17 protein-coding genes are annotated in these 22594 nt (G+C 42.7%); 5 read left to right on the top strand and 12 right to left on the bottom strand.

Going from position 1 to position 22594, the window contains the following annotated elements:
- Positions 1–221: 221 nt before the first annotated feature.
- The 7 genes from M3I01_RS09160 to M3I01_RS09130 form a co-directional block, all read right to left on the bottom strand.
- The gene (locus M3I01_RS09160; protein ID WP_255895512.1) at positions 222–3956 is read right to left on the bottom strand and encodes an AAA family ATPase; all 3735 of its coding nucleotides are present in this window, start codon (positions 3954–3956) and stop codon (positions 222–224) included.
- A complete protein-coding gene (gene sbcD, locus M3I01_RS09155; RefSeq protein WP_255895510.1) occupies positions 3953–5248 on the bottom strand; it encodes an exonuclease subunit SbcD in 1296 nt (431 codons plus the stop codon). The genes M3I01_RS09160 and sbcD overlap by 4 nt, the downstream gene beginning before the upstream one ends.
- Positions 5249–5298: 50 nt before the next feature.
- Complete coding sequence (locus tag M3I01_RS09150; RefSeq protein WP_275565042.1) at positions 5299–6102, bottom strand: 2Fe-2S iron-sulfur cluster-binding protein; 804 nt, start codon at positions 6100–6102, stop codon at positions 5299–5301.
- A 379-nt stretch (positions 6103–6481) separates the two neighbouring features.
- Positions 6482–7552 carry a TRAP transporter substrate-binding protein gene (locus M3I01_RS09145; RefSeq protein ID WP_255895507.1) on the bottom strand — a complete coding sequence of 357 codons (1071 nt, stop codon included), beginning with the start codon at positions 7550–7552 and terminating at the stop codon, positions 6482–6484.
- 48 nt (positions 7553–7600) lie between these two features.
- Positions 7601–8893, bottom strand: coding sequence for a TRAP transporter large permease (locus M3I01_RS09140; protein WP_275565041.1), 1293 nt, complete (start codon positions 8891–8893; stop codon positions 7601–7603).
- A gap of 54 nt (positions 8894–8947) precedes the next feature.
- Positions 8948–9505, bottom strand: a complete 558-nt coding sequence (locus tag M3I01_RS09135) for a TRAP transporter small permease (protein ID WP_255895506.1) — start codon at positions 9503–9505, stop codon at positions 8948–8950.
- A 145-nt stretch (positions 9506–9650) separates the two neighbouring features.
- A complete protein-coding gene (locus M3I01_RS09130; RefSeq protein ID WP_255895505.1) occupies positions 9651–10547 on the bottom strand; it encodes an aldo/keto reductase in 897 nt (298 codons plus the stop codon).
- A gap of 398 nt (positions 10548–10945) precedes the next feature.
- Here M3I01_RS09130 and M3I01_RS09125 point away from each other — a divergent pair, with 398 nt between their 5' ends.
- The 3 genes from M3I01_RS09125 (at position 10946) to M3I01_RS09115 (ending at position 14032) form a co-directional block, all read left to right on the top strand.
- Complete coding sequence (locus M3I01_RS09125) at positions 10946–11665, top strand: GntR family transcriptional regulator (RefSeq protein ID WP_255895504.1); 720 nt, start codon at positions 10946–10948, stop codon at positions 11663–11665.
- 62 nt (positions 11666–11727) lie between these two features.
- Positions 11728–12846, top strand: coding sequence for a Gfo/Idh/MocA family protein (locus M3I01_RS09120; protein WP_255895503.1), 1119 nt, complete (start codon positions 11728–11730; stop codon positions 12844–12846).
- 199 nt (positions 12847–13045) lie between these two features.
- On the top strand, positions 13046–14032 hold the full coding sequence (locus M3I01_RS09115; RefSeq protein WP_255895502.1) for a TauD/TfdA family dioxygenase: 987 nt from the start codon (positions 13046–13048) through the stop codon (positions 14030–14032).
- 150 nt (positions 14033–14182) lie between these two features.
- On the opposite strand, the gene M3I01_RS09110 is transcribed toward M3I01_RS09115, so the two are convergent.
- On the bottom strand, positions 14183–15655 hold the full coding sequence (locus M3I01_RS09110) for an aminoacyl-histidine dipeptidase (RefSeq protein WP_255895498.1): 1473 nt from the start codon (positions 15653–15655) through the stop codon (positions 14183–14185).
- Between the two features lie 342 nt (positions 15656–15997).
- Between M3I01_RS09110 and M3I01_RS09105 the strand changes: the two genes are divergently transcribed.
- Positions 15998–17962, top strand: a complete 1965-nt coding sequence (locus M3I01_RS09105) for an LTA synthase family protein (RefSeq protein WP_255895497.1) — start codon at positions 15998–16000, stop codon at positions 17960–17962.
- Positions 17963–18081: 119 nt separating this feature from the next.
- On the opposite strand, the gene M3I01_RS09100 is transcribed toward M3I01_RS09105, so the two are convergent.
- The 4 genes from M3I01_RS09100 to M3I01_RS09085 form a co-directional block, all read right to left on the bottom strand.
- On the bottom strand, positions 18082–18276 hold the full coding sequence (locus tag M3I01_RS09100) for a class I SAM-dependent methyltransferase (RefSeq protein ID WP_255895496.1): 195 nt from the start codon (positions 18274–18276) through the stop codon (positions 18082–18084).
- A gap of 370 nt (positions 18277–18646) precedes the next feature.
- Positions 18647–19423 carry a hypothetical protein gene (locus M3I01_RS09095; RefSeq protein WP_255895495.1) on the bottom strand — a complete coding sequence of 259 codons (777 nt, stop codon included), beginning with the start codon at positions 19421–19423 and terminating at the stop codon, positions 18647–18649.
- Positions 19408–19953: a sigma-70 family RNA polymerase sigma factor gene (locus tag M3I01_RS09090; RefSeq protein ID WP_255895494.1), complete on the bottom strand. Its 546-nt coding sequence runs from the start codon at positions 19951–19953 to the stop codon at positions 19408–19410. Before M3I01_RS09090 ends, M3I01_RS09095 begins: the two co-directional genes overlap by 16 nt.
- Before the next feature lie 136 nt (positions 19954–20089).
- On the bottom strand, positions 20090–20470 hold the full coding sequence (locus M3I01_RS09085) for a COG4315 family predicted lipoprotein (RefSeq protein ID WP_255895493.1): 381 nt from the start codon (positions 20468–20470) through the stop codon (positions 20090–20092).
- Positions 20471–20845: 375 nt separating this feature from the next.
- Between M3I01_RS09085 and M3I01_RS09080 the strand changes: the two genes are divergently transcribed.
- A complete protein-coding gene (locus M3I01_RS09080; RefSeq protein ID WP_275565040.1) occupies positions 20846–22360 on the top strand; it encodes an alanine/glycine:cation symporter family protein in 1515 nt (504 codons plus the stop codon).
- Positions 22361–22594: the final 234 nt, after the last annotated feature.

Below are 22594 nucleotides of genomic sequence, written 5' to 3'. Positions count from 1 at the left end.
ATTCTATCAAGCTGAACGATTAAAGAAAGTCATCACGACAATGTCTTTACACTTCCAGAAAAGCTTCCTTGCTCCCTTATAGTGCTAAGAATAACGTAAAATGAGCAATAATGAACGAAAGATTAACCTTTTGATTTAGTTAATCTTTTACAACTTACTTACAGACTTGTTCCCATTAATCTGGGGAAAACTTTTGCACCATTAAAAAACGATAAAAATTCTCATTCATCCACAGTATAAACCGCAAATTCAGGTGACAAACGACTCACGCCCAACCCACTTTGCTTGGTTAATTTTATCTGCACCGGAATACGCTCCTTCAGCGCACTAATATGACTGATAATCCCAATAGTTTTACCTGAAGAATGAAGGTTGTCCAAAGCATCGAGTGCCGACTCCAATGTCTCACTGTCCAATGTGCCAAAGCCTTCGTCTAAAAATAGAGAATCAATGCTAGTTTTATGGGACACCAAATCAGACAACGCCAATGCCAACGCCAAACTAACGAGAAAAGACTCACCGCCTGAAAGGGTTTTGGTATCACGTGTCACATCCGCCTGCCATGTGTCCACTACCGCCAACGATAAGGCCTCTTCGTGCCTCATAAGCTGATAGCGTCGATGCAGAATATTCAAATGCTGATTAGCTAAATACACCAAATGATCCAATGTGAGACTTTGTGCAAAGCGACGGAACTTCGCGCCGTCTGCCGAACCAATCAAATGATTCAAACGATCTAAATGAATCATTCCATCGCGCAGAGCACCTAGTTCTTCCACCGACGCTTTAGCTTGCTCTCGCCGCTGCGTTTCTTCGCGTATTTTCTGCGACACCTCACCCAAATGTCGATTCAATTGTTGTCGCTGCGCCTCGAGCGTCTCGACCAAAGCCAGCAGCTCATCCAGTGAGGTATTGTCCAGTGAGTCACTGCCTATCAACTCATTAGTCGGTTTTTGATTCGTGTGATCAAGCAATGCGTCTTCCGATTGTGTTAGCAAAGCCGCTTGTCGAATCATCGTGTCTTTCAATACGACAGACATGTCTTGCAAGACTTTCAAATCAGCATCCGTCAAACACGCCAATAGCCAATCCTGCTCTTCACTAAAGCCTTTTTCTTGCAACGCAATTTGCCACGCAGATACAGCCAATTCGAACTCTTTATGCAAAGAACCTAAGGATTTTTCGAGGGCTTTTAACGTCGCTGACAAGGTCGTCAATGCTTCCTGAACGCGATCACGCTCTTTCAACGCCGCTTCGTAGCCTATTCGTTTTTCTGCCAATGCCGCTTGCGCATCGGATCGTACGTCCGACAAAGATTTCCCAGCCAGCTTTTCAAACAATGCCGCGTCTATTTTATCCAACTCATCACGTAATCCGTTTGCTTTAAGCACCACTTCATTTACTTGAGCATCGCCTTCTTTCAGTCGACCTTCTAGCACCAAAATTTCATAACCAAGCTGTTCGATTTGCTTCGCTTGCGCATCATGATTCACTTTCGCATCTCGCCATAACTGCAAGGACGTTTGCAATGCAGACAAGGATTCCGCCAAGGGTGACGCCAGATAACGCTCAGGCACATCAGATGCAATCATCGAAGCCATCAGCGCTTGTTCAATACGGTCTTTCTCAGTGACTATTTTTTGATATTCCGACTGTTTTGATTCAAGTGTTTGACGAAGAGAACGGCCTTGAAACTCCAGCTGCTGAAGGTCTTGCGCCATCTGTTGCATTTGAGTATTGGCGCTGGTGAATGCCTGCTCCAACGCAGTTCGTTGCTGATGTTTTTCCAACACCACTTGGTTGAGCTCAAACACACCCTGCCACTCGTGCTGAATGTCGGACACACAAGAAGACATGCGACTCACATCGAACGCTTGCAGCGGACTACTTTCACTCACATTTGCTAAAGACATCAAATCATTTAACATCGACAACAATTCGTTTTCTGCGGTCGACAATTCCTTTACTAACACAAGACGCTGGTCATGGCGCATTTCCTGCTCGCGCTCGACAACCTTTTGATCGGCTTTAAGTGCTTGCCCAGCTTGCACCAACGCATCCAATTCAGACTGTAATTGCTGCAATCGCATTTGGTTTTCGACATTCACCTCTTGATGCAGAGCTTGGCCAAGGTCGTGTTCATGAGAACCACACAACGGACAAGCGTCGTGTTTACCCATTGATTGTCGTAATTCGTTCAACGATACAATATGTCGTTCAGCGTCCACCAGCTTGGCCAAATCCATGCAATGCGCATGTTTCTCTTTGTAGGCTTGCCTTTGCTCTACAAGTTGCTCGCCTTGTTGAGTAAGCTGAGTCACTAATGCCTGAATTGAATCATCAATTTGCTGAACTTGTTGACGCTTACCTTGAGAAGACTCATAACGAAGCACAAGCTCAGCGGCTTTTTGCTGCCTAATATCCAAACTTCGAAAATGATCTTGCCATTCATTCAGCTCGCGCCCAGACGACACAACATAGAACGCCTCAACAATCACATTCAATTGTTGCTCAAACGTAGCGGTATGATTGGTTTGTTTCTCTAACGCCGTTTTACCGGCGGCAAAGTGACTCAACGCAGAATCTAGCGCAGCTTGTGCAGATGAAACTTCCGCAGCGATTCGAGTCAAATCCTGATCTTGAGCCTGAATAGACGATTGTTGATATTGCCAATTCGACAGTTGTGCTTCTATTTTCTCTGGAGCCTGCCATTGTAACAAACGCTGCTGATTGCCTCCATAAGCTAATGTACTTTCGTGGCGTTTTTGCTTCTGCTGTTCTAACGCATTCAGACTTTCACGGTGTTTTTGTTCAATCGAAACACGTCGATTATTGGTCTCGGTAAGCTGTTCATTGACACTCTCTCGACGAGAAATCAGCGGCTGAATAATGTTAGCAATGTCTTCGTTAAGCGCTTCCCATATTTGGGTCTGTGCTTCAAATGTTTGCTTTACACTCTTGGTATGAACATCGAGCTGTTCAATCACCTGATTTTGCTCAAGGTGTTTCTGTGAGACTTCCGCCTGCTCACACTCAAGCTCCATCTTTCGGCGCTGAATGTCTTTCAAACTTTCATTCTGAGGGCGAAGTTTGTTCGCAACATCGGCTTTTTCTAATGCGTCTTGTTTTGGTTTGAAATCCGCCAATGCAGTGATCGCGTCTTCATTGCGTTGCTTACTGGTCGCTAACTGCTTTACAAGGTTCGATTCTGTCTGACGCCACTCAAAGTTTGTCTTATGCTCCCTTAGATTGTCAGACAGCTTTTTATCTTCTACAGCCAAGGTCGTTTCTTGTTCGATAAGCGCTTGCAGAGCGTCTTCGCTCATTAATTGCCGTTGTGCATTAATGGCTTCCAACTGTGCAATTTTTTGGCGTTCTGCTTTGTGCTTTTCAAACACCCATTTAGACACTTGCCCATAGATTTCTGTGCCGGTTAACTCTTCCAACAATTCTGCTCTGTCATTGGCGGACGCGTTCAAAAAAGCCGAAAAACCACCTTGAGCAAGTAGCATGGACTTGGTAAAACGTGAAAAATCCAACCCTGTAATTTCGGCAATTTTATCGATTTTTTCGTTTATTTTAGTCGTAATAATGGTGCCGTCTATCTCACACAACTCGCATGTCATGGGCTGTAATTTACCATCACTGTTTCCACGCGCACGACGTTGCCCCCAAAACGCTCGGTAGCCCTTGCCTTTAATTTCAAATTCAACTTCCGCAAGACATTCCGCGGTATGACGCGTCATGAGTTCATTCTGGCTTGGCGACACTTTTAAGCGCGGCGTTTCATGATACAAAGCCAAACAAATTGCATCCAATAACGTGGATTTCCCAGAACCTGTTGGCCCCACAATGGCAAACACACCCGCGTCGTCAAACGGCGCTTTGGTGAAATCGATTTCCCATTCGCCTTTTAAGGAATTGATGTTTTTCAGTCGGAGCTTACAAATTTTCATACTTGCTGCTCCTGGCTTTCTTCCATCTCGATCAAACAGTGATTAAACAAATTGGTTAATATCACGCTTTCTTCTTCATCAATGTCAGCATTGCCCTGCAAGCTTTTCTCAAAAACCTCTTTTACTGTCAATTCAGACAAAGTTTGACGCGATTCAAAAGCATCCCTCTTTGCTTCCACTACACTTTTTCGCATGACTCTAAGCAGCTCAATGGGTTTGCCTTCTATGGCTTCTACCAGTCGCTTATGTACATCGCTTAAATATTCATCCGCAATCACTGTGACTTCTAACCAAAGGCTCTTACCTTCAAGAAAAGAGCCCTCTTTTGTCTTTGACTCAGCCAATTGAAGGTCGGTAATCTGCTTTAGTACGTCTTTCAAATTGCCTTTTAGGCTTTGTATCGGCTGAAAGCTTGGAATGGTATGAAGTTGAATTGGTTCTTGTCGCTCATCGAAAAGATCCATTGCTAACATTTGATCACCGAAGGCCGAGGTATCAATAACAACCAAGGACTTATCTCGACCCAACTCATCAAAACTTAAAGGAATCGGTGAGCCACTGTATCGAAAGCAGCCATCTTTGGTAATCGCTTGCGCACGGTGAATATGACCAAGAGCAAGGTAATCAAATTTAGGGAAAACAGACGTCGGCAAGGCTTCCAGCGTACCGACATAAAGGTCACGAACCGACTCGCTCACTTGTCCGCCCATTGCCGTAAGATGACCGGTTCCAATAATCGGCACAGGTTGCTTAAGCGCTGTATTTTTCTCGCAGGCAAGTTCAAACACCTGCTGATAAAAATCACCAATGCGTTGCAACAGACCGAGCTTCTTATCTTGTTCAGATTGACCCGCAGCACTCTTCATTACATCTTTTGGACGTAAATATGGTACAGCACACACCCATGCCGCTACCTCACCATTTTTATCTTTAAGCGCAATAACATGAGACTCAAGGTCATCAAGATTCGCTTGACTCGACACTTGAGTATTTAGATAAGAAAGCAGACTTTTCGACTCATTGAGCATACTCACCGAATCATGATTACCCGCCACAATGACCAACTGACACTCACGCGCCTTCATGTCTAATACCAACTGATGGTACATTTCTCGCGCATAACTTGGCGGTGATCCCGTATCAAAAATATCGCCTGCTATAATCACTGCATCAATGGATTCACTGTCCAGCAGCGCCAACAACCAAGCAATAAATGCCTTATGCTCATCGCGGCGGGATTTTCCCATAAAATGCTGACCAAGATGCCAATCAGAAGTGTGAAGAATTTTCATTGATAAAATCCATTGAATAAAAAGCAGAAAAACAAAAAGGTCTAATAAAATTAACGAACAAAATACAGCTGATTCGTTCGAATTCTCAAAGGGCGAAGCGATTGTTCCCAATCTTTCGTTGAGATTTTTTGGCCATGATAAATAATCTGTAAAATGCCACTTCCCACATTGGCAGGCGCGTCTCTGAGAAAAGAAATAAACGCCTCATCTGCCAAACTCATACTAGGCTCTGGGTTCGACGACAATGAAAAATGCCCCAAATACTTAGCCGAATAATCCGCCAATGCATCACGCCAATAGGATTCGAACGGCGCATTTTCTGGCGACGTGATCACCACAACGCTGCCATCATTCACTCCCATTTCATGCAATAAGCGCCCTTTTCTGGCACCAGAAGAAAGCTGAACTTGCAGTGGATCATCAAGGTCCAGCGCTAAGACATGTTGCCATTCAATGGCTGAAAACTGATTTTCTTGCAGCATCACTTTCAATGGTGTGCCCGCAGGATTCAACGCCATACATTCAACAAATGTTTTGTCATCTTCTAGCGAGACAGAAACGGCAACATGATCACCAAAGGATTCATCACTTGGACCTAGTAAGGTCAGCTCAATATTGGCATCATCCAACACGTTTTTTGTCATAAGGGAAAACGTTGAAAAAACAGAAGGCAACAGCGTGGACAGCACCATAGGTGATGTAATATGGGTTTGGCAGGATAAGATGGATTCACAATTCGTTTGATCGTACAAACGACACGCACCGCACGCACCGGCACGGCAACCATAAAGCACATCGATATGGTGTAAAAGCAAAGACGTCAGCAAATTATCACCATCGTTCGCCTCGATCATCTTCCCATCCAGATTTATTGATCTCGCTTGCGAACTCATCGTTTAATCCAACTTTTCTAAGATGCCGCTATTATGGCACATTCTCCTTCCCTCTCCTTCCCTATAAGACAAAAGGCAACATTCCTAACTGGTCATCAGAAATACGGCCTCAGGAAGTGCGTGTATCAACAAAAAATCATAACCACCTAAAGCATGCCTCCGTGACAACGAACGTCACGTTCAGCGATAAATAATCGCTGGCGAAAGATGAAAAGAGAATAACAGTAAGCGGTTTTTTAGCCTGCTACCAGCATAAAAAAATCCCCGCAAGATGGCGAGGACTTTGTCAGTAACCTAAGAGGTCTTATGGCCTCTTTTATAATTGAACAACGCTTTAGATTTATTTCAAATCTTTAGCGTATTCTGCTGCAATTTCTTTTTCCGCTTTCGCTGCGGATGCAGATAATAAGTTAAACCACTTATCACCATCTTGTATGTTGCCCTTGAACCAGCTGTAAACCGGTTCTGCCGATTTTTTAAATTGCGCCTTTTCATCTGGAGTTGGCACATAAAGTATACCGCCGGTGTTGGCAAAATCTTGATACGCTTTTATCGACTTGCGTTTTGGCGATGCAAAAGTAGCTTGTTGCAAGGCACTAAAACCATCAACCATTACGCGGCGTAAATCTTCAGGCATGTCCATAAACGCGTCGTTGTTCATATACCAAAGTGCAGACATGTAGGCATGCCCATCAAGCGTCAAGTATTTTAAGCCTGCTTCCGTAAACTTCATCCCCATGATATCGGTAATGCCGTTTTTAGAGCCTTCTACAACACCAGTTTGGAACGATGTAAACAAATCACCCCAAGGAATCGGTGTTGGACTTGCGCCCATAGCACGCACTAACTCTTGAGGTAAATCTGCAACCACAGTACGCATTTTCAAACCATTCAAATCCGCTGGTGTTTTAACCGTACGCTTTGTATTGGCAAAGTTACGCCAGCCGCCCGTGTTGCCAATGGTCATGAGACGAACACTGTTACCTGAATCAGCTAAAATCTGTTTACGCAACTCACGGGTAAAGTCCCCTTCCAATACTCTTTCAGCCACGCGATCATCAGGTAATAAATACGGCAAATCCAATACTTGTACATAAGGGTACATGGAAGCCGCGCCACCAGAGGTGGAAATATAAACGTCAACCGAGCCATATTCTAACGCCTCAAGACATTCCACACCGTTACCGCACAACTGCGTTCCCATGTAAATATCTATGGCAATACGGCCATTTGAATGGGACTCAATGAAGTCTTTGAAAACAACCAATCCATCGTAGTCTTCATCGTTTTCATTTGAGTTGGCAACAGCACGTAGATTAAAGTCAGCGGCTTGGACAGCACCGCTAAGCAGTACTCCAGCACCAATTAATGTAGCGGCAATCACGTTATTGATTTTGGTTTTCATGAACATTGAGTTGTCCTCTTTTGTTATTTTTATTTTACGTTTTGATTATTACTACTATCCTGCGACCAAACCTAACAATCTAGGAACGGTCATGGACAGAGCGGGGAAAAAAGTGATTAAAAAGATCACCACAACCTCGACGGCAAGGAAGGGCAATATGGCTTTTGAAATGGCTTCGATACGTTCACCAGAAACACTGGAGGCGACAAATAACACCAGCCCCATGGGTGGAGTTGCTAAACCTACCGTTAAATTCACACTCATAATAATAGCGAAATGAACGGGATCTATGCCTAAGCTAATAAAGATAGGGCCTAAGATGGGACCTAAAATAATAATGGCAGGGCCGGCATCAAGAAACATACCCACGATAAACAATAAGATGTTAATCAAGAACAGAAGAATCAATGGATTTTCACTGATGGTTAATACCCAATCCGCCAGTATTTCAGCACTGTGCGAAAGGCTTACCACCGTTTTAAAAGCAATAGCCGAGCCCACAAGAAGGAGTACTACCGCTGACGCTTTTGCGCCTTTAACAAAGATGCTCGGTAGATCCTTCAAGGTGACGGTTTTCATGACCCAAACACTGATAATCAGCGCATATACCGTCGCGACAGCAGACGCTTCAGTCGGTGTAAATATTCCACCAATGATGCCACCTAAAATGATTACAGGCGCAAATAAAGGCAAAATAGCATGCCGAGTAGCATGGCCTCGCTCTTTCCAACTGGACTTTGGTCCCGCGACAGGAAAGTCGTATTTTTTAGCCATCAGCGCCACCATAATCATGAGTGAAACGCCCACCAAAATTCCTGGGACTATTCCCGCAGCAAATAAAGCGGCCACAGACACTTCCATGGTGTAAGCATAAATAATCATAATGCCAGAAGGTGGAATAATCGGACCGATGACTGAAGATGCCGCCGTAATGGCAGCAGCAAACTTACGGCTGTAACCATTTTTTTCCATCGCAGGGATCATCATCGACCCAATGGCAGACGTATCCGCTACCGCCGAACCAGACATACCAGCAAATAACATACTCGATAAGATATTAACGTGAGCCAAGCCGCCACGAACATGGCCAATGAAAGACTGAGAAAAATTCACCAAATTAAGCGTAATTCCTCCCTTATTCATTAGCTCTCCCGCCAACATGAAAAATGGGATCGCCATCAAGGGAAAAGAGTCAATGCCGTTGTAGATATTTCTAAACAACAAGGAAAGGTCACGCTCCATCCCCGTTGAAAATAAAAGCACACCGGGGGCTGCCAACATAGCAAAAAATACCGGCATACCAATCAATAAAAGAATTAAAAACAAAGGTAAAAATAGCGCTAACATAGTATGTATCTCTTATTATTGTTTGAGTCTATGTATCATATTAAACACGGAGAATTACTCTGCGCTAGCAGGTGCAGGACCATCAGAGACGCTTAATTCAAAATCTTTCTTATCCCCTAAAAGACAGCCAATTTCTCGCAAACAAAGCTCTATATTGGCTAACAGCATAGTGAAGAAGCAGACAGGCATGGCCAAATAAATCCAAGCTCTAGAAATATGGATCGTTGCTGCTCTAGCGCGAAAGCCACGTTCAAAGAAATCTATTCCCAGAGTCACTAATTTATAAAGGACGATTCCGGCGCAAATAAATAACAGCAGTTTTAAAATTCGAGAGGCACGCTCAGGAAGAGCAAATATCAACATGTCGATGGCAACAAAAGAGCCTTTTCTATAAGCCTCACCAGCAACAACCGCCATCATCCATATCATCAGTGCCCTAGCTACTTCTTCTGGCCAAGGTAGCGCATTATTAAGAACATAACGGCAGAAGACCTGTAACAGAATGACGCTAATCATGGCACTCACCAGTACCCAAGCAATGTTGCGACCAACAAGCCCAATCACTTCATTTAGTTTTGCTAAATAGTGAACAAATCTTTGCAAAATGATCATCTTTTGCTCCATGGAAGTATTATTTTTATTTTTATAATACCTCTACACTAGAAGGCGAACACAACGGTCATTCAACAACTAATGTAGCGGTTTTTTTCTAGAGAGCACCCTGATTTTTCGAAAAGTACTCTTACTGAACTTTCCCCTAAGGTACTTCATGGCCTGCGGCAGCAGTCAGTAATTCAAACCATGTTTCGCGATCTATTTGAATGTCCATCGCTTTTGATAAGGTTTTAATACGATCAGGATGATTCGTTCCAACAATAGGCAAAATATTAGCAGGATGCGCCAGCAACCAAGCAACCGCCACCTGATCCATTGAGCAATTTTGCTGCTGACAAATTCGATCGAAAATAGGCGCTAACCTTGCTGTCTCAGCAGTCTGTTGGAACAACGCGCCACCCGATAAAGGCGACCATGCCATCGGCGTCAAGCCGTCTAATTGAATGGCGGATAGGTTACCGTTCGTAAAAGCGCTTTGATTGAGCAAGCTCATTTCAATTTGATTCACAACCAATGGATGCTTCATGTGTGATTGCAACAAACGCCAATCCCACACTTCGAAGTTAGAGATACCCACCGCACGTACTTTGCCAGAATCAATAAGCGCATCAAGCGCCTTACCTGTTTCAGCCGCATCCATAAAAGGATCTGGACGGTGAATAAGTAACAAATCTAAATAATCTGTATGCAGATTTTTCAGGCTTTGCTCAACACTGTTTTGTATATACACAGCACTGGTGTCGTAATGCTTAACTTGGCGTTGCGGGAATTTATCTGAAGGAATGACGATATCGCACTTGGAAATCAACTGCATTTTGGCGCGAAGGCTCGCATCCTGCTCTAACGCTTTACCGAAAAGACGTTCGCATTCGTAATCACCATAAATATCGGCATGATCAAAACTCGTAATGCCTTGATCTAGGCAAAGGTCAATTTTTTCTCTGACATGAGCGGTAGACAAATTAGCGGCATCCGCTAGACGCCACACACCATAAACAAGGCGACTTAATTGGACATCCGATTGACTGAGTTGAACCATTTGCATTTTCCATGCCTCCAAAATTTTTGATAGCTAAGCCGGTTATGTTCAAAAAAAGCGGCTTTTATTTTTATTGTAAGTACCTCATCCCGTCTTCGCTTTTTTCACTGTTTCTACTAAACCAAGTGTTAAGAGCAAACCCAAAGAGAGTTGTATATTGACATTATCAGTGTATTCTATTGATGTAAATCAATAGTGAATGAATTTTTCTTTATTTTGCTTATTGCTCTTTAATTACGTGGTTTTATTTAGAAATACGCCACTAAACAGGCTTTCACTTACACGCTAAGGTAAAAAATTAATCACACCTTTGCTTAATGAAAGCGCTCAATAATAAGCTTACTTACTCTCACTTCAGTTGTAGAATAACGGTATATTTTTCAAAACGGAGCAACTAAGTGACTGATAAAAAAACAAAAAAACAGTTACCACTTTATATTCAAATTGGTGAGCTATTACACAGAGAAATTGCCGCTGGTCATTGGCTTCCAGGGGAGCGGCTGCCTGTAGAATCCAGTTTAGCGGCCACATTAGGTGTCGCCATTGGCACACTACGTAAGGCATTAGCAAAACTGGAAGAAGATGGGTTATTAGAGCGCCGCCAAGGGTCTGGCACCTACATAAAAAGAGTGTCTGGTAGTCGTGCCATCTATCAATTTTTTCATTTAGAGCTCCTTGGCGGCGGCGGTGTACCAACAGCAGATACACTTTCTTTAGAAATAGATAACAACCCTTTTGTATTCGAGCAATTAAAAACTGATGAAGCGTCAAAGCAACTTTGGTGCATTCGCCGGTCCCGTTATCTGAACCGTCAACTGGTGGCCGTTGAACAGATATGGTTTCGTCATTCACATGCAACATCATTAAAATTAAAAGATTTGCATGAATCACTTTACCTTCACTACCGTGAAAACTTTTCCTTTTGGATCAGTCGAGTTGAAGATGAAATTGATTGTTTAGAGGCGCCTGATTGGGTCTCTAAACAATTAGGGCTTAAGCCACAACAAGTCATACCACGAGTACAACGACGCAGTTGGTCAAACGAAGGGAAAGTAGAAGAGTTTTCTTTGACTTGGTACGACCCAAGTAAATGTCGTTACTTTGCTCGTTGGCACTAACAATTGACCGACATACATTCACAACAATCAATCATTAACAAAAATAATAAGAGGTTACGACAATGCAGAAGTCTGTGCGCTATGGTTTGCTAGGTTGCGGCATGATGGGCCAAGAACACTTGCGAAATATTGCTCTTATCGAAGGAGCAGAAGTGGTTGCCATCACAGAACCAGATGAACAAATGCGTCAACGTTGTACCGCACTGGTACCAAATGTCCGCTTTTTTGATTCACTAGAAGCCATGCTCGCGTCAAATTTGGTTGACGCTCTCGTTATTACCACACCAAATTATCAACATGCAGACCAATTGCTGCAATTATTTGCACAAACCAAGTTACCAATTTTAGTTGAAAAACCCGTCGTCAGCGATTTAAGCCAAGTGGCAAAAGTTAGGCAAGCCACGGCCAACCATCCAGCACCGGTTTGGGTTGCGATGGAGTATCGCTACATGCCACCCGTTGCACAGTTTCGCAAGCAGATACTCTCTGGCGACATTGGCCCGTTAAAAATGCTCAACATCCGAGAGCATCGATTTCCTTTCCTAGAAAAAGTACAAGACTGGAATCGCTTCAATGAAAAATCTGGCGGTACGTTAGTCGAAAAATGCTGTCATTTTTTTGACCTAATGCGCCTATTAACCCAATCCGAAGTAACCCGTGTTTACGCTTCCACAGGACAAGACAACAATCATCTTGATGAAACCTACGATGGAAAAACACCTGATATTATCGACAATGCGTATGTCATCGTCGATTTTAACAGTGGTCAGCGTGCTTGCCTTGACCTTAATATGTTTGCCGAAGGCTCTCGTTATCAAGAAGAAATATGCGCTATTGGCCCACAAGCTAAAATAGAATGTTTTGTACCTGGTCCAGGTCGTTTTTGGCCAGAAAAAACCTTAGGTCCTGCCCCTATTCCTAAAGTAGTGTTAAGCCCTCGTCATCCAAAAGGCCCCATTGAAGCCGACATTCCAGTTGATGAAACATTGCTAGAAGCGGGCGATCACAATGGCTCAACCTATTACCAACACCTAGGTTTTTTTAACGCCATCACGCAAGGATCACCTGTTGATGTATCCGTTGAAGATGGCTTAAAAGCCGTTGTTATTGGCCTTGCTGCACAACATTCCGCACAAACAGGCCAAGCGGTAACACTACAAAATGACGGCTTTTCCTTTTAAGAATGAAATTCAAATAGATATTTTTTAATACTTTAAAATCAATATCTTATGAAATATATGGATTTTTTTAACATTAATTCATTCACTATTGATTTACTTATTTTAATATTCTAATTAGAGTGATTTACAGATTCACCCTAGCCCCGACTTAACGGGACTAGGGTTTTGCCAACAAACCATCTTTAAAATGGGAGCAAACATGAGCGTTATCATTTCCAAGCTAGAAGAACAAAAACAAGTCAATGGGTTGGATTTTCCGTTATTAGTAACACCTCAAAATGCAAGCACGGCTCAAGATGAAACGCGCTTTTTGCAGTGGGTTCAAAATAACAAAGCGGAATTACATGGTTTATTAATCAAGCATGGGGCGGTGTTATTTCGTGGCTTTCCTGTGAGCTCGTCTGATCTTTTCGAAAAGATGCTGGATCAAACTGATTATAAAAACATGCCTTACGTTGGCGGTGCTGCACCTCGAACTCAAGTAACGGCTTCCCGTATCGTGACAGCCAATGAATCCCCTGCTTCTGAGACAATTCCATTTCACCATGAGATGGCACAAGTCCCGACTCCGCCAGGCTACATCTTCTTTTACTGCAACAAAGCATCAACAACCGGCGGCGCCACGTCCATTTTGCATTCTGGTGAGATTTGTAAGAAATTTTTTGACCTCAACCCTACGTTTGCAAAAAAAGTAGAGGAACAAGGTGTTCGCTACATCCGAGTCATGCCAGAAGTAACAGACACCCGCTCTGCCATTGGCCGATCATGGAAAGAAACCTTCAATGTCACCACAAAGGAAGACGCCGAAGCACGAATGAAAGAAGCCGGTATGAACTGGGAATGGCTAGACAATGGCAATTTAAAAACCGAAACCGCTGTATTACAAGCGATTCGCTATGATGAAGAAACTCAGCAAAAAGTTTTCTTCAACTCCATTGTCGCCGTTTACTCAGGCTGGGATGATTCTCGTAATGTCGGCAAAAAAGCGGTTGCTACCGCAGATGGCGAACCAATGGACGATACTGTCATGAACGCATTGATCAAAGAAATGAGTGACAATTGCGTCAACTTTAAGTGGCAAGAAGACGATGTACTTTGGATCAACAATCATGCTGTACTCCACGCGCGCCAACCATTTGAAGGCGAACGTAAAATCCTAGCCTCCATTTCGTTTAAAGAATCATAGAAGACTAAAACGCTTTCAAGAAAACAATCTGAATAAAAAAAACAAAAAAGCAGAGTCGATTTAATCGCACTCTGCTTTTTTGTATCTATACTAGGTTCCTATCACCCTCCATCAATCACCGATAACGGATCATTGAAAGTTGATAACCAACTAGGCTTTCGGTGTAGACGCTAACAACGCCGTTAATAAGTTCCAGAAGTCTGCCACAGAATCAATTTCCATTCGCTCTGTAGGGGAATGCGCACCGCGAATGTTTGGCCCAAACGACACCATTTCCATGCCCGCGTATTTCGCACCAATCACACCACACTCTAAACCTGCGTGAATTACTTTCACATTCGCTTCCTGACCCGTTACCGCTTTATGCACTTCAAGGAAATGTTTCAACAAACCCGCTTTTGGATCAGGGCGCCAACCTGGGTATCCGTTTTCTAGCATCACTTCCGCTTGAATCAACGAAAACGCCGCTTTCGCGCCACAAGCAAGGTGCTCCACCGCGGAGTCAACCAGTGAACGAACCAACAAACAAGCATCAAACGCCTTTTCACCTTCATTGGAATTACAAAGGTTAATCACACCAAGATTACACGATGTCTCTGTCACGCCTTCCAATTCTGCACTCATACGATGCACGCCATGAGGCGCGCAATAAATCGCACTCAACAAATCATTCTTAGCATTCGCTGCAAGCTCATAATCCAATTCAGCAGGCACCAAACTCACCGTCAAATTGGCTTCAGTACTGATAAATTCTGCCTGCGTTGCTTTTTCAAACTCAGAGATAAAAGCCAATAAAACCGCTTCGTCTTTTGACGCTACATTAATCGTTGCATTGGCATCACGAGAAATAGCATTACGTAGAGTACCACCAGAAAATGAACTCAAACCAAACTCACATTGTTCATTAAGTAGGTTCAACAATCGGATAATTAATACATTCGCGCTAGCACGGCCTTTATGAATATCCAATCCAGAATGACCACCACGTAAACCCGACACCGCAATCTTAAAGGCCTTTTTGTCACGTCCCGCAGGCACAGCCAGATAGCCTTTCTTGATATTAATATCCACACCACCAGCACAACCAATGTAAACATCGCCGCGATCTTCGGAATCCAAATTAAGCATTATCTTGCCCTTCAGAATTCCTTCTTCTAACTGTAACGCACCACGTAAACTTGTTTCTTCTTCAATGGTAAAAAGCGCCTCAATCGGCCCATGCGCCAAATCTGTCGACTCTAACACCGCCAACGCGGCCGCCACACCAATACCATTATCTGCCCCCAGCGTAGTGCCTGTCGCATGCACCCATCCGTCAATAACCTGAGTCACGATTGGGTCTTTAGTAAAATCATGAACGACATCCGCGTCTTTCTGCGCCACCATATCCAAATGGCCTTGAAGAACCACAGTCGCCCTATCTTCCATCCCTTTAGACGCCGCTTTACGGATCAACAAATTTCCCACCGGATCAACGTACGTTTCTAAACCCAATTTAGACGCCCATTGAATCAACGAATCTCGTAATTCCGCCTCATAATAAGAAGGACGTGGCGTATTACATAACGTCTGAAAGTGACGCCAAATGGCATTCGGCTGTAACGTCGTTAGAATTTCGTTCATGGAGTTTCCTATGGGAAAAATGGTTCAGCGTAGAGGCCTCAAAAAAATCAAGCCTAGGCAGAGAAAGGCTTTCTAAAGCAATGACATCAAGAGTAAAGAAGAGACTGAACAGAGGCAATCGAAATAAAGACTAGACCTCATAGAGAAAACGTATACAGAAAGGAGCTTGTGGGTTTGAGTTTTCGTAAAAAAGAGACCGAAGGCTCCCTTGGAAATTAGGAATTACGACAGAGTGGCTTGGTGTTAACACTAATACAAATAATGTGAAAAAAATGTCGTTGGCTTTTTTTACACTCTGCCTCCTCTAAATTAGGCGAATATTGCTTACTTTAGAGATATCACATGATCGAATCAAAAAAACTATTAATGCGTCTTATTTCTCCACTTAAACCGTATCTATTTTTTTTAGTACTCACACTTTTTTGTCTCACAGTCAGCCGTATATTTTTAATGGCTTGGAAGTTTGATCGCATCGATTCTATGGGCGATTGGCTAACCTTATTGGGCTTTGGTTTGCGTATTGATCTCGCTTCAATTTCATACTTAATCGGTATCCCAGCCGTCATTAGCTTACTCATTTCGGGTATTCCCTATCTAAATCGAGTTTGGAATACACTTACTCTAATCTGGTTAACCAGCGTTTTTGTTTTGCTTATTTTTATGGAAGCATCAACCCCCGCTTTTATTGAAGAGTACAGCTTAAGACCCAATCGTCTTTTTGTAGAATACTTACTCTACCCAAAAGAAGTTTTTTCCATGCTGATTGAGGGTCATAAGCTCACCCTACTGATGACGTCATTGATCACCACCATTACTATTATTTTGGCGTATCAGTTTTTCCGCAAGCAAAGCATCCTCAGCCATCCACAACCAAAATGGTTCGAGCGACCCGTCTTAGTCGTCATTGTTTTCACTCTGGCATTTCTTGGAGCTCGCTCAAGCTTACAGCATAGAGCCATTAATCCGAGTTACACTGCTTTTACGAATGATCCGTTGGTAAATAGCTTAACGTTGAACTCTACGTACTCTCTGTTATACGCCGTTAGTCAAATGTCAGGTGAAGTCAGTTCTTTTGAGCTATATCCCAACATGAAACAAGACGACGTGATTACGCAGATACATAAAGCGATGGGGTTGGAAAAAACCCAATTTACGTCTTCTGAATTTCCTACACTGCATAAACAGGTAGCGACGCGACATTTTGATAGACCTAAGAACCTCGTTATTATTCTTGAAGAAAGCTTGGGTGCACAATTTGTTGGCAGCTTAGGCGGGCTTCCTTTAACGCCTGAATACGATAAATTAGTACCAGAAGGATGGTCATTCAATAATTTGTACGCCACCGGCACTCGCTCCGTTCGAGGTATAGAGGCCGTTATAACTGGCTTTGTACCAACACCAGCGCGCAGCACCGTGAAACTACCTAACTCTCAAACAAACTTTTTCACTATCGCCAAATTGCTTGGCAGACAAGGTTACGACACCAATTTCATATACGGCGGTGGCGCCCACTTTGATAACATGAAAACGTTTTTCCTAGGCAACGGGCTTGACTCTATCATCGAAGAAAAAGATTTTGTGGAGCCTGAATTTTTAGGTTCTTGGGGTGTGAGTGATGAAGACCTTTTCAGCAAAGCAAACCAAGACTTTGTCACTAAATCTAAATCTGGAAAGCCTTTTTTCAGTCTTGTTTTTAGCTCATCAAATCACGACCCTTATGAGTTCCCAGACAACAAAATTAAACTTTATAACACACCGAAAAACACGCGAGAAAACGCCGTCAAATACGCAGATCATGCCATTGGCCATTTTTTCAAACTGGCCAAAAAAGAAAATTATTGGAAGGATACCGTATTCTTAGTGGTTGCTGACCATGATGCTCGAACCACTCGTTCAGACTTAGTGCCGATTCCAAGCTTTCACATACCGGCACTTATTCTAGGAGAAGGCATTACTCCTAAACAAGACAGTCGAATCACTAGCCAAATAGATTTAGCACCAACACTTTTGTCATTAATCGGAGTGGATTCTACCCACCCGATGATTGGGCAAGATATGACAAATGTCAGTGATAACTACATTGGACGAGCCATCATGCAGTTTAACGACAATCAAGCTTATATGAAGGGAAACCAAGTCGTGATATTACAGCCACAAAAATCACCAAAAACCTTCCTCTACGAAAACTCAACACTATTGCCAAGAGATAAGATCGATTCAGACATCATTAATCAAGCCATTGCGCATCCTTTATTAGGTACTTGGCTTTATAACGAGAAAAAGTACGACTTAATAAGAACTGAATAATTAACATAAAAAACGCCCAGCATGATGCTGGGCGTTTTATCTTTTCTCGGTCGCTACCATTACTTATTGGTAAAGCAGACCTTTTTGATACGTTAAAACCTGACCTTTAAATAGCGCGGTTAAATAACAGGCATCAATCGATTTACGCTGACTATGGGTATAAGTAAGGTATTTTCATTTAAAAAATTACCCGCTTCAGGGTGATAATCCGTTGCTGTTATATCAGCAAGTCTATGGTTCAACACCAAGCTTGCCAGCTCTATGCCACACCCTACTTCTAATATCTTTAACCCTTTCACTTCATGTTTAAACATGAGATGAGCAAGTACCTCACCTGATGACCATATCACACTCAACAAAGGTCAAACTGCTGAGGAAATCCTTAAATTGAAAGCGGTGTTATCGTCGTCTGAAAACTCTTGTTTATCACGGCGAGTAAGTACATGGATATCGGTCTTATCAAACTCAAGCGTTTAATAACGAACACGAAAATGAGACATAGAAGCCCTACCTAGAGGGTGCTTGAAAATAGCAAAAGCAATTAAGCTGAAGCACCATACTAGCTTGGTTAAGAGGAATGCCCTGCGCTTAGTTTTCCAAAAATCGAGTCACATAGGCAAGTTCTCGACATTTTCTAAACTTAAACCTCGATAGAAACACCAACGTCATATAACACAAAGGTGATTATGTCGCTTCATTTTTCCAACTGCCTAACTGAATACAAGGACCTGAAAATAAAGTGTTATTTTCAGTCGGCTTGCTCTCATTTTTGGTGAAAATAAGGTGACTGCTGTTCGACACCGCTAACCATGTGATTTTGTTCAATGCCAAGACCTTAGACTCATTTGACTCTACACCAATATAAGTGAGTTCTCCCGTGTTTTGGTTTTCTGCCCAAACATGCATACTGGTATTATTGACACGAGGCTTCCTTTGAGACCATTGTATAAACAATCTTGATGGGGCTGCTTCAGTTTTCTGATACACATTAACCACAAAACGAATATCATCACTTTCTCTTACTCCGTTAGAGTTTGAAGACATAACGGCCGTATAACTTGGGGTTGAGCTTATTAAAGGCAATGACATATCTGGTTTTGATAAGCCTGTAGATAAGGTCACCACCAAAATTAGCGACACCAGACTAGCCCCAACACCTGTCACCTGCCAAAAAATCAGACTACTCAACCATGATTTGTTCGCCTTGATTTTTCTTGATGGTGGAAAAATAGACCGTTCAATCCTCTTCCACACATGACTCGAAGGTTGTTTCTCAGGTAAGTTTTCATGGAACGTTACGGCGCGTTCTGACCAACGAATAATAGCCTCGTCAAGCTCTGGTACGTTTAAACGCAAACTCTCAATACGAGATTTAACAAGGGGTGTCATTACCGACATTACATATTGGCTCGCCAAATGCTCACAAACTGTTGGTTTTTCATATCTCAAGCTTCCAGACATAATTTTAACTCCTGCAAACCTCGGCGAATCCATGCCTTCATCGTTCCCAAGGGAACAGACATCGTTTTTGCTAACTCACTATGGCTATAGCCATGTAAATACGACATTAGAATACTTTTTCGAACTTGATTTTTTAAGGTGTACAAACACCGGTTTAACGCAATATTGTTATGGGCATCAAACTTTTCTGTCAGGCTATTTAGCAATTCTTCATCTTCGTCAGTAGAAACGTGTGGGTGCTTTTGTATTTTCCTCAGTCGATCTAAGCTGCTATTGCGAACCATCACACACAACCAAGCCCAAGCACTGCCTTTACCGTTATATTGATTGGCTTGCAGCCACACCTTTATAAAAACATCTTGCAGCACATCTTCAGCTTCGGACTCGTCCTTAACGATGCGAAAGATTAAACCAAGAAGCTTCCCACTGGTTAACTCATATAAAGACTGCAACGCTTTCTTATCTTGTTTTTGCACCCGATATAGCAAAGCATTTACTTGATAGCACCATTCTAATTCACCAACTGACAACCCATTCTCCCTCTGAAAAAGCGACGTGCGCCCCCAAACAAAGCAGTGAACTAACGTTCCCTGCTTTGTTCAAAACTACAAGAATATGGGGAGACACAAAAGCAATTATTTACTTTTCAAACAATTTAGGCAGAGATCAATAAACGCTCGCAACTTTTTTCGCGACATGCCAAACACCACCAAGACCATCACCATTCATATCGCCTTGCTCTATGTCACCAGACCAAGTGTACAAAGGCTTATTTTGATACGTCCATTGTTGAGTGCCATCATCGCGTTTAATCACACCAAACCCTGACTTAGCTTTAGCCCCTTGACTCGCGACAAAAGGTGGCCATTTAACAGCACAACCGTCGTTACAGTTAGACTGATCTTTTGAATCTTTATCAAAGGTATAAAGCGTCATACCTGATTTATCCATCAACACATCATCAGCGGCAAAGGCATTCGAGCTAATCACCATAGGCGCAAGTAAAATGGCAACACTAGCGGCAACCGTTCTAAGTTGTAACTTCATATCAATACTCCGTTTTGTCTTAAAAAATGTTCTTACACTATTAAAGACGAAGTAACATAGCTAATTGGATGCAGTCTCATTAAAAATAATTGTACTTTCATAATAAAAGATAAAAAAACAAATAGATCTCGTGAAACGTCATGTATTTTGTCTTAATAAATTTCTTATAAAATGTGGCATTCCTCACTGTTACAAATAGATCTCATTTCTTTTTCATGGTAGATTCGCACCGCGACGGTGCATTTTTATACGTAATATACGGATTACAACGTAGCTTCACGTATGACTAAGATAACAATCCCCATAATCACAGCACCTTAGTAATCAAATAAAAACTAAAAAAGCTCATCGAGCTAACCTTATCGAGGACTAACTATGCAAGCATTCATTGATTTCTTAAACGGGATCATTTGGAGCCCTGCCCTAATTTTTCTATGCCTAGGAGCGGGCCTTTTCTACTCTATTCTGACGCGTTTTGCTCAAGTACGACATTTCAAAGAAATGTTTTCTCTACTGTTCAATCCAAACGAATCAGACAAAGGGATTTCTTCTTTCCAAGCACTGGCGGTTTCTTTATCTGGCCGTGTTGGCACAGGTAACATTGCCGGGGTTGCAGCAGCCATTGGTTTTGGTGGCCCTGGTGCCATTTTTTGGATGTGGGTTGTGGCGTTCTTAGGCGCTAGCACCGCGTATGCAGAATCGACCTTAGGTCAGATTTATAAAGTAAGCGAAGACGGACAATATCGTGGTGGCCCTGCATATTACTTCGAGCGTTGCCTAGGCTGGCGCTGGTTAGGCGTATTATTTGCTTTGTCTTCTATTATTGCCTGTGGCGTTTTCTTACCTGGTATTCAAGCAAACTCTGTTGGCAACGCTGTGGTACAAATCTTCGGTGAAGGTGTTGTTGTATCAAGCTCATTTGGTGACGTAGGCTCAACTAAATTAGTTGCTCTGGCTGTCATCTTGGTTGTGTTGGCATTCATCATTTTTGGTGGCATCAAGCGCATTGCGAACTTCACCCAAATCATCGTGCCATTCATGGCGCTTGGTTATATTGTGATGGCGCTAATCGTTGTTTTCCTTAACCTAGACAAAGTGCCTGGCATCTTCGGTTTAATCTTCTCCGATGCATTCACTGCTCAAGCAGGTTTCGGTGCAGCAATCGGTTGGGGCGTAAAGCGTGGTGTTTACTCAAACGAAGCAGGCCAAGGAACTGGACCTCATGCAGCAGCAGCAGCAGAAGTACAACACCCTGCACAGCAAGGTCTTGTTCAAGCGTTCTCTGTTTATATAGATACATTATTTATCTGTACGGCAACGGCGTTGATGATTCTGATTACTCAGCAATACAATGTGCAAGGTACATTAGCTGATGGTCAATTCATTGTACAAAATGTCGATCCATCTACTATTATTGCCTCTCCTGCGTTCACGCAAATGGCATTGGCAAGTGTGTTTGGAAGTACCGGCCCGATTTTTGTTGGTATCGCGTTATTCTTCTTCGCATTCACTACTATCTTGGCTTACTACTATATTGCCGAAACCAATGTAGCGTACCTACGTCGTGCGTTGAAGATCAATGTGTCATTGACATTCGTTAAACTGCTTATCATGTTTATGGTGGCATACGGCACTGTTAACACCGCAGGTTACATATGGAATCTAGGTGATGTTGGTGTAGGTCTAATGGCTTGGTTAAACATTGTTGGTATTATCACCATTTTCTTCATGGCGAAACCTACTATGAAAGCGCTACGAGATTATGAAGCGCAAAAAGCGTCTGGCGTAACCGAGTACACCTTTAACCCGAAAGCCCTTGGTATCAAAGGCGCAGAGTTCTGGGAAAAACGTTATGACAAGCAACAAGCAGAAAAAACAGTAGAGAAATAATCTATTCATTTAAAAGAAATATAAACATTGAAATAATAAGGGTCAGTCCGTGAAAACGGCTGGCCCTTATTATTTTGATTTATCACACAATAAGACGTACCAAAGACCGCGTAATACGTTATTTTTATAGAGTGATGACGCCACACATAAAAAAATATCGCCGACTAGAAAAACTATAATAAAAGCTCTATTGTTTAATATAATATTCATATTTTTCCGAACAGGGTACGACGA

Origin of the sequence: Marinomonas maritima, from assembly GCF_024435075.2 — a bacterium.
Classification (GTDB): domain Bacteria; phylum Pseudomonadota; class Gammaproteobacteria; order Pseudomonadales; family Marinomonadaceae; genus Marinomonas; species Marinomonas maritima.
The sequence above is the reverse complement of the archived record's forward strand: the minus strand, read 5'-3'. Positions and strand labels throughout refer to the sequence as shown.

Bases quoted from the DNA above. Each gene is read 5' to 3' on its own strand.
- M3I01_RS09100 (WP_255895496.1), bottom strand. From the start codon at position 18,276: ATGTTTAAACATGAAGTGAAAGGGTTAAAGATATTAGAAGTAGGGTGT.
- M3I01_RS09135 (WP_255895506.1), bottom strand. From the start codon at position 9,505: ATGATCATTTTGCAAAGATTTGTTCACTATTTAGCAAAACTAAATGAA.
- M3I01_RS09105 (WP_255895497.1), top strand. From the start codon at position 15,998: ATGATCGAATCAAAAAAACTATTAATGCGTCTTATTTCTCCACTTAAA.
- sbcD (WP_255895510.1), bottom strand. From the start codon at position 5,248: ATGAAAATTCTTCACACTTCTGATTGGCATCTTGGTCAGCATTTTATG.
- M3I01_RS09115 (WP_255895502.1), top strand. From the start codon at position 13,046: ATGAGCGTTATCATTTCCAAGCTAGAAGAACAAAAACAAGTCAATGGG.
- M3I01_RS09120 (WP_255895503.1), top strand. From the start codon at position 11,728: ATGCAGAAGTCTGTGCGCTATGGTTTGCTAGGTTGCGGCATGATGGGC.
- M3I01_RS09130 (WP_255895505.1), bottom strand. From the start codon at position 10,547: ATGGTTCAACTCAGTCAATCGGATGTCCAATTAAGTCGCCTTGTTTAT.
- M3I01_RS09080 (WP_275565040.1), top strand. From the start codon at position 20,846: ATGCAAGCATTCATTGATTTCTTAAACGGGATCATTTGGAGCCCTGCC.
- M3I01_RS09110 (WP_255895498.1), bottom strand. From the start codon at position 15,655: ATGAACGAAATTCTAACGACGTTACAGCCGAATGCCATTTGGCGTCAC.
- M3I01_RS09140 (WP_275565041.1), bottom strand. From the start codon at position 8,893: ATGTTAGCGCTATTTTTACCTTTGTTTTTAATTCTTTTATTGATTGGT.
- M3I01_RS09150 (WP_275565042.1), bottom strand. From the start codon at position 6,102: ATGATCGAGGCGAACGATGGTGATAATTTGCTGACGTCTTTGCTTTTA.
- M3I01_RS09160 (WP_255895512.1), bottom strand. From the start codon at position 3,956: ATGAAAATTTGTAAGCTCCGACTGAAAAACATCAATTCCTTAAAAGGC.
- M3I01_RS09095 (WP_255895495.1), bottom strand. From the start codon at position 19,423: ATGTCTGGAAGCTTGAGATATGAAAAACCAACAGTTTGTGAGCATTTG.
- M3I01_RS09085 (WP_255895493.1), bottom strand. From the start codon at position 20,470: ATGAAGTTACAACTTAGAACGGTTGCCGCTAGTGTTGCCATTTTACTT.
- M3I01_RS09145 (WP_255895507.1), bottom strand. From the start codon at position 7,552: ATGTTCATGAAAACCAAAATCAATAACGTGATTGCCGCTACATTAATT.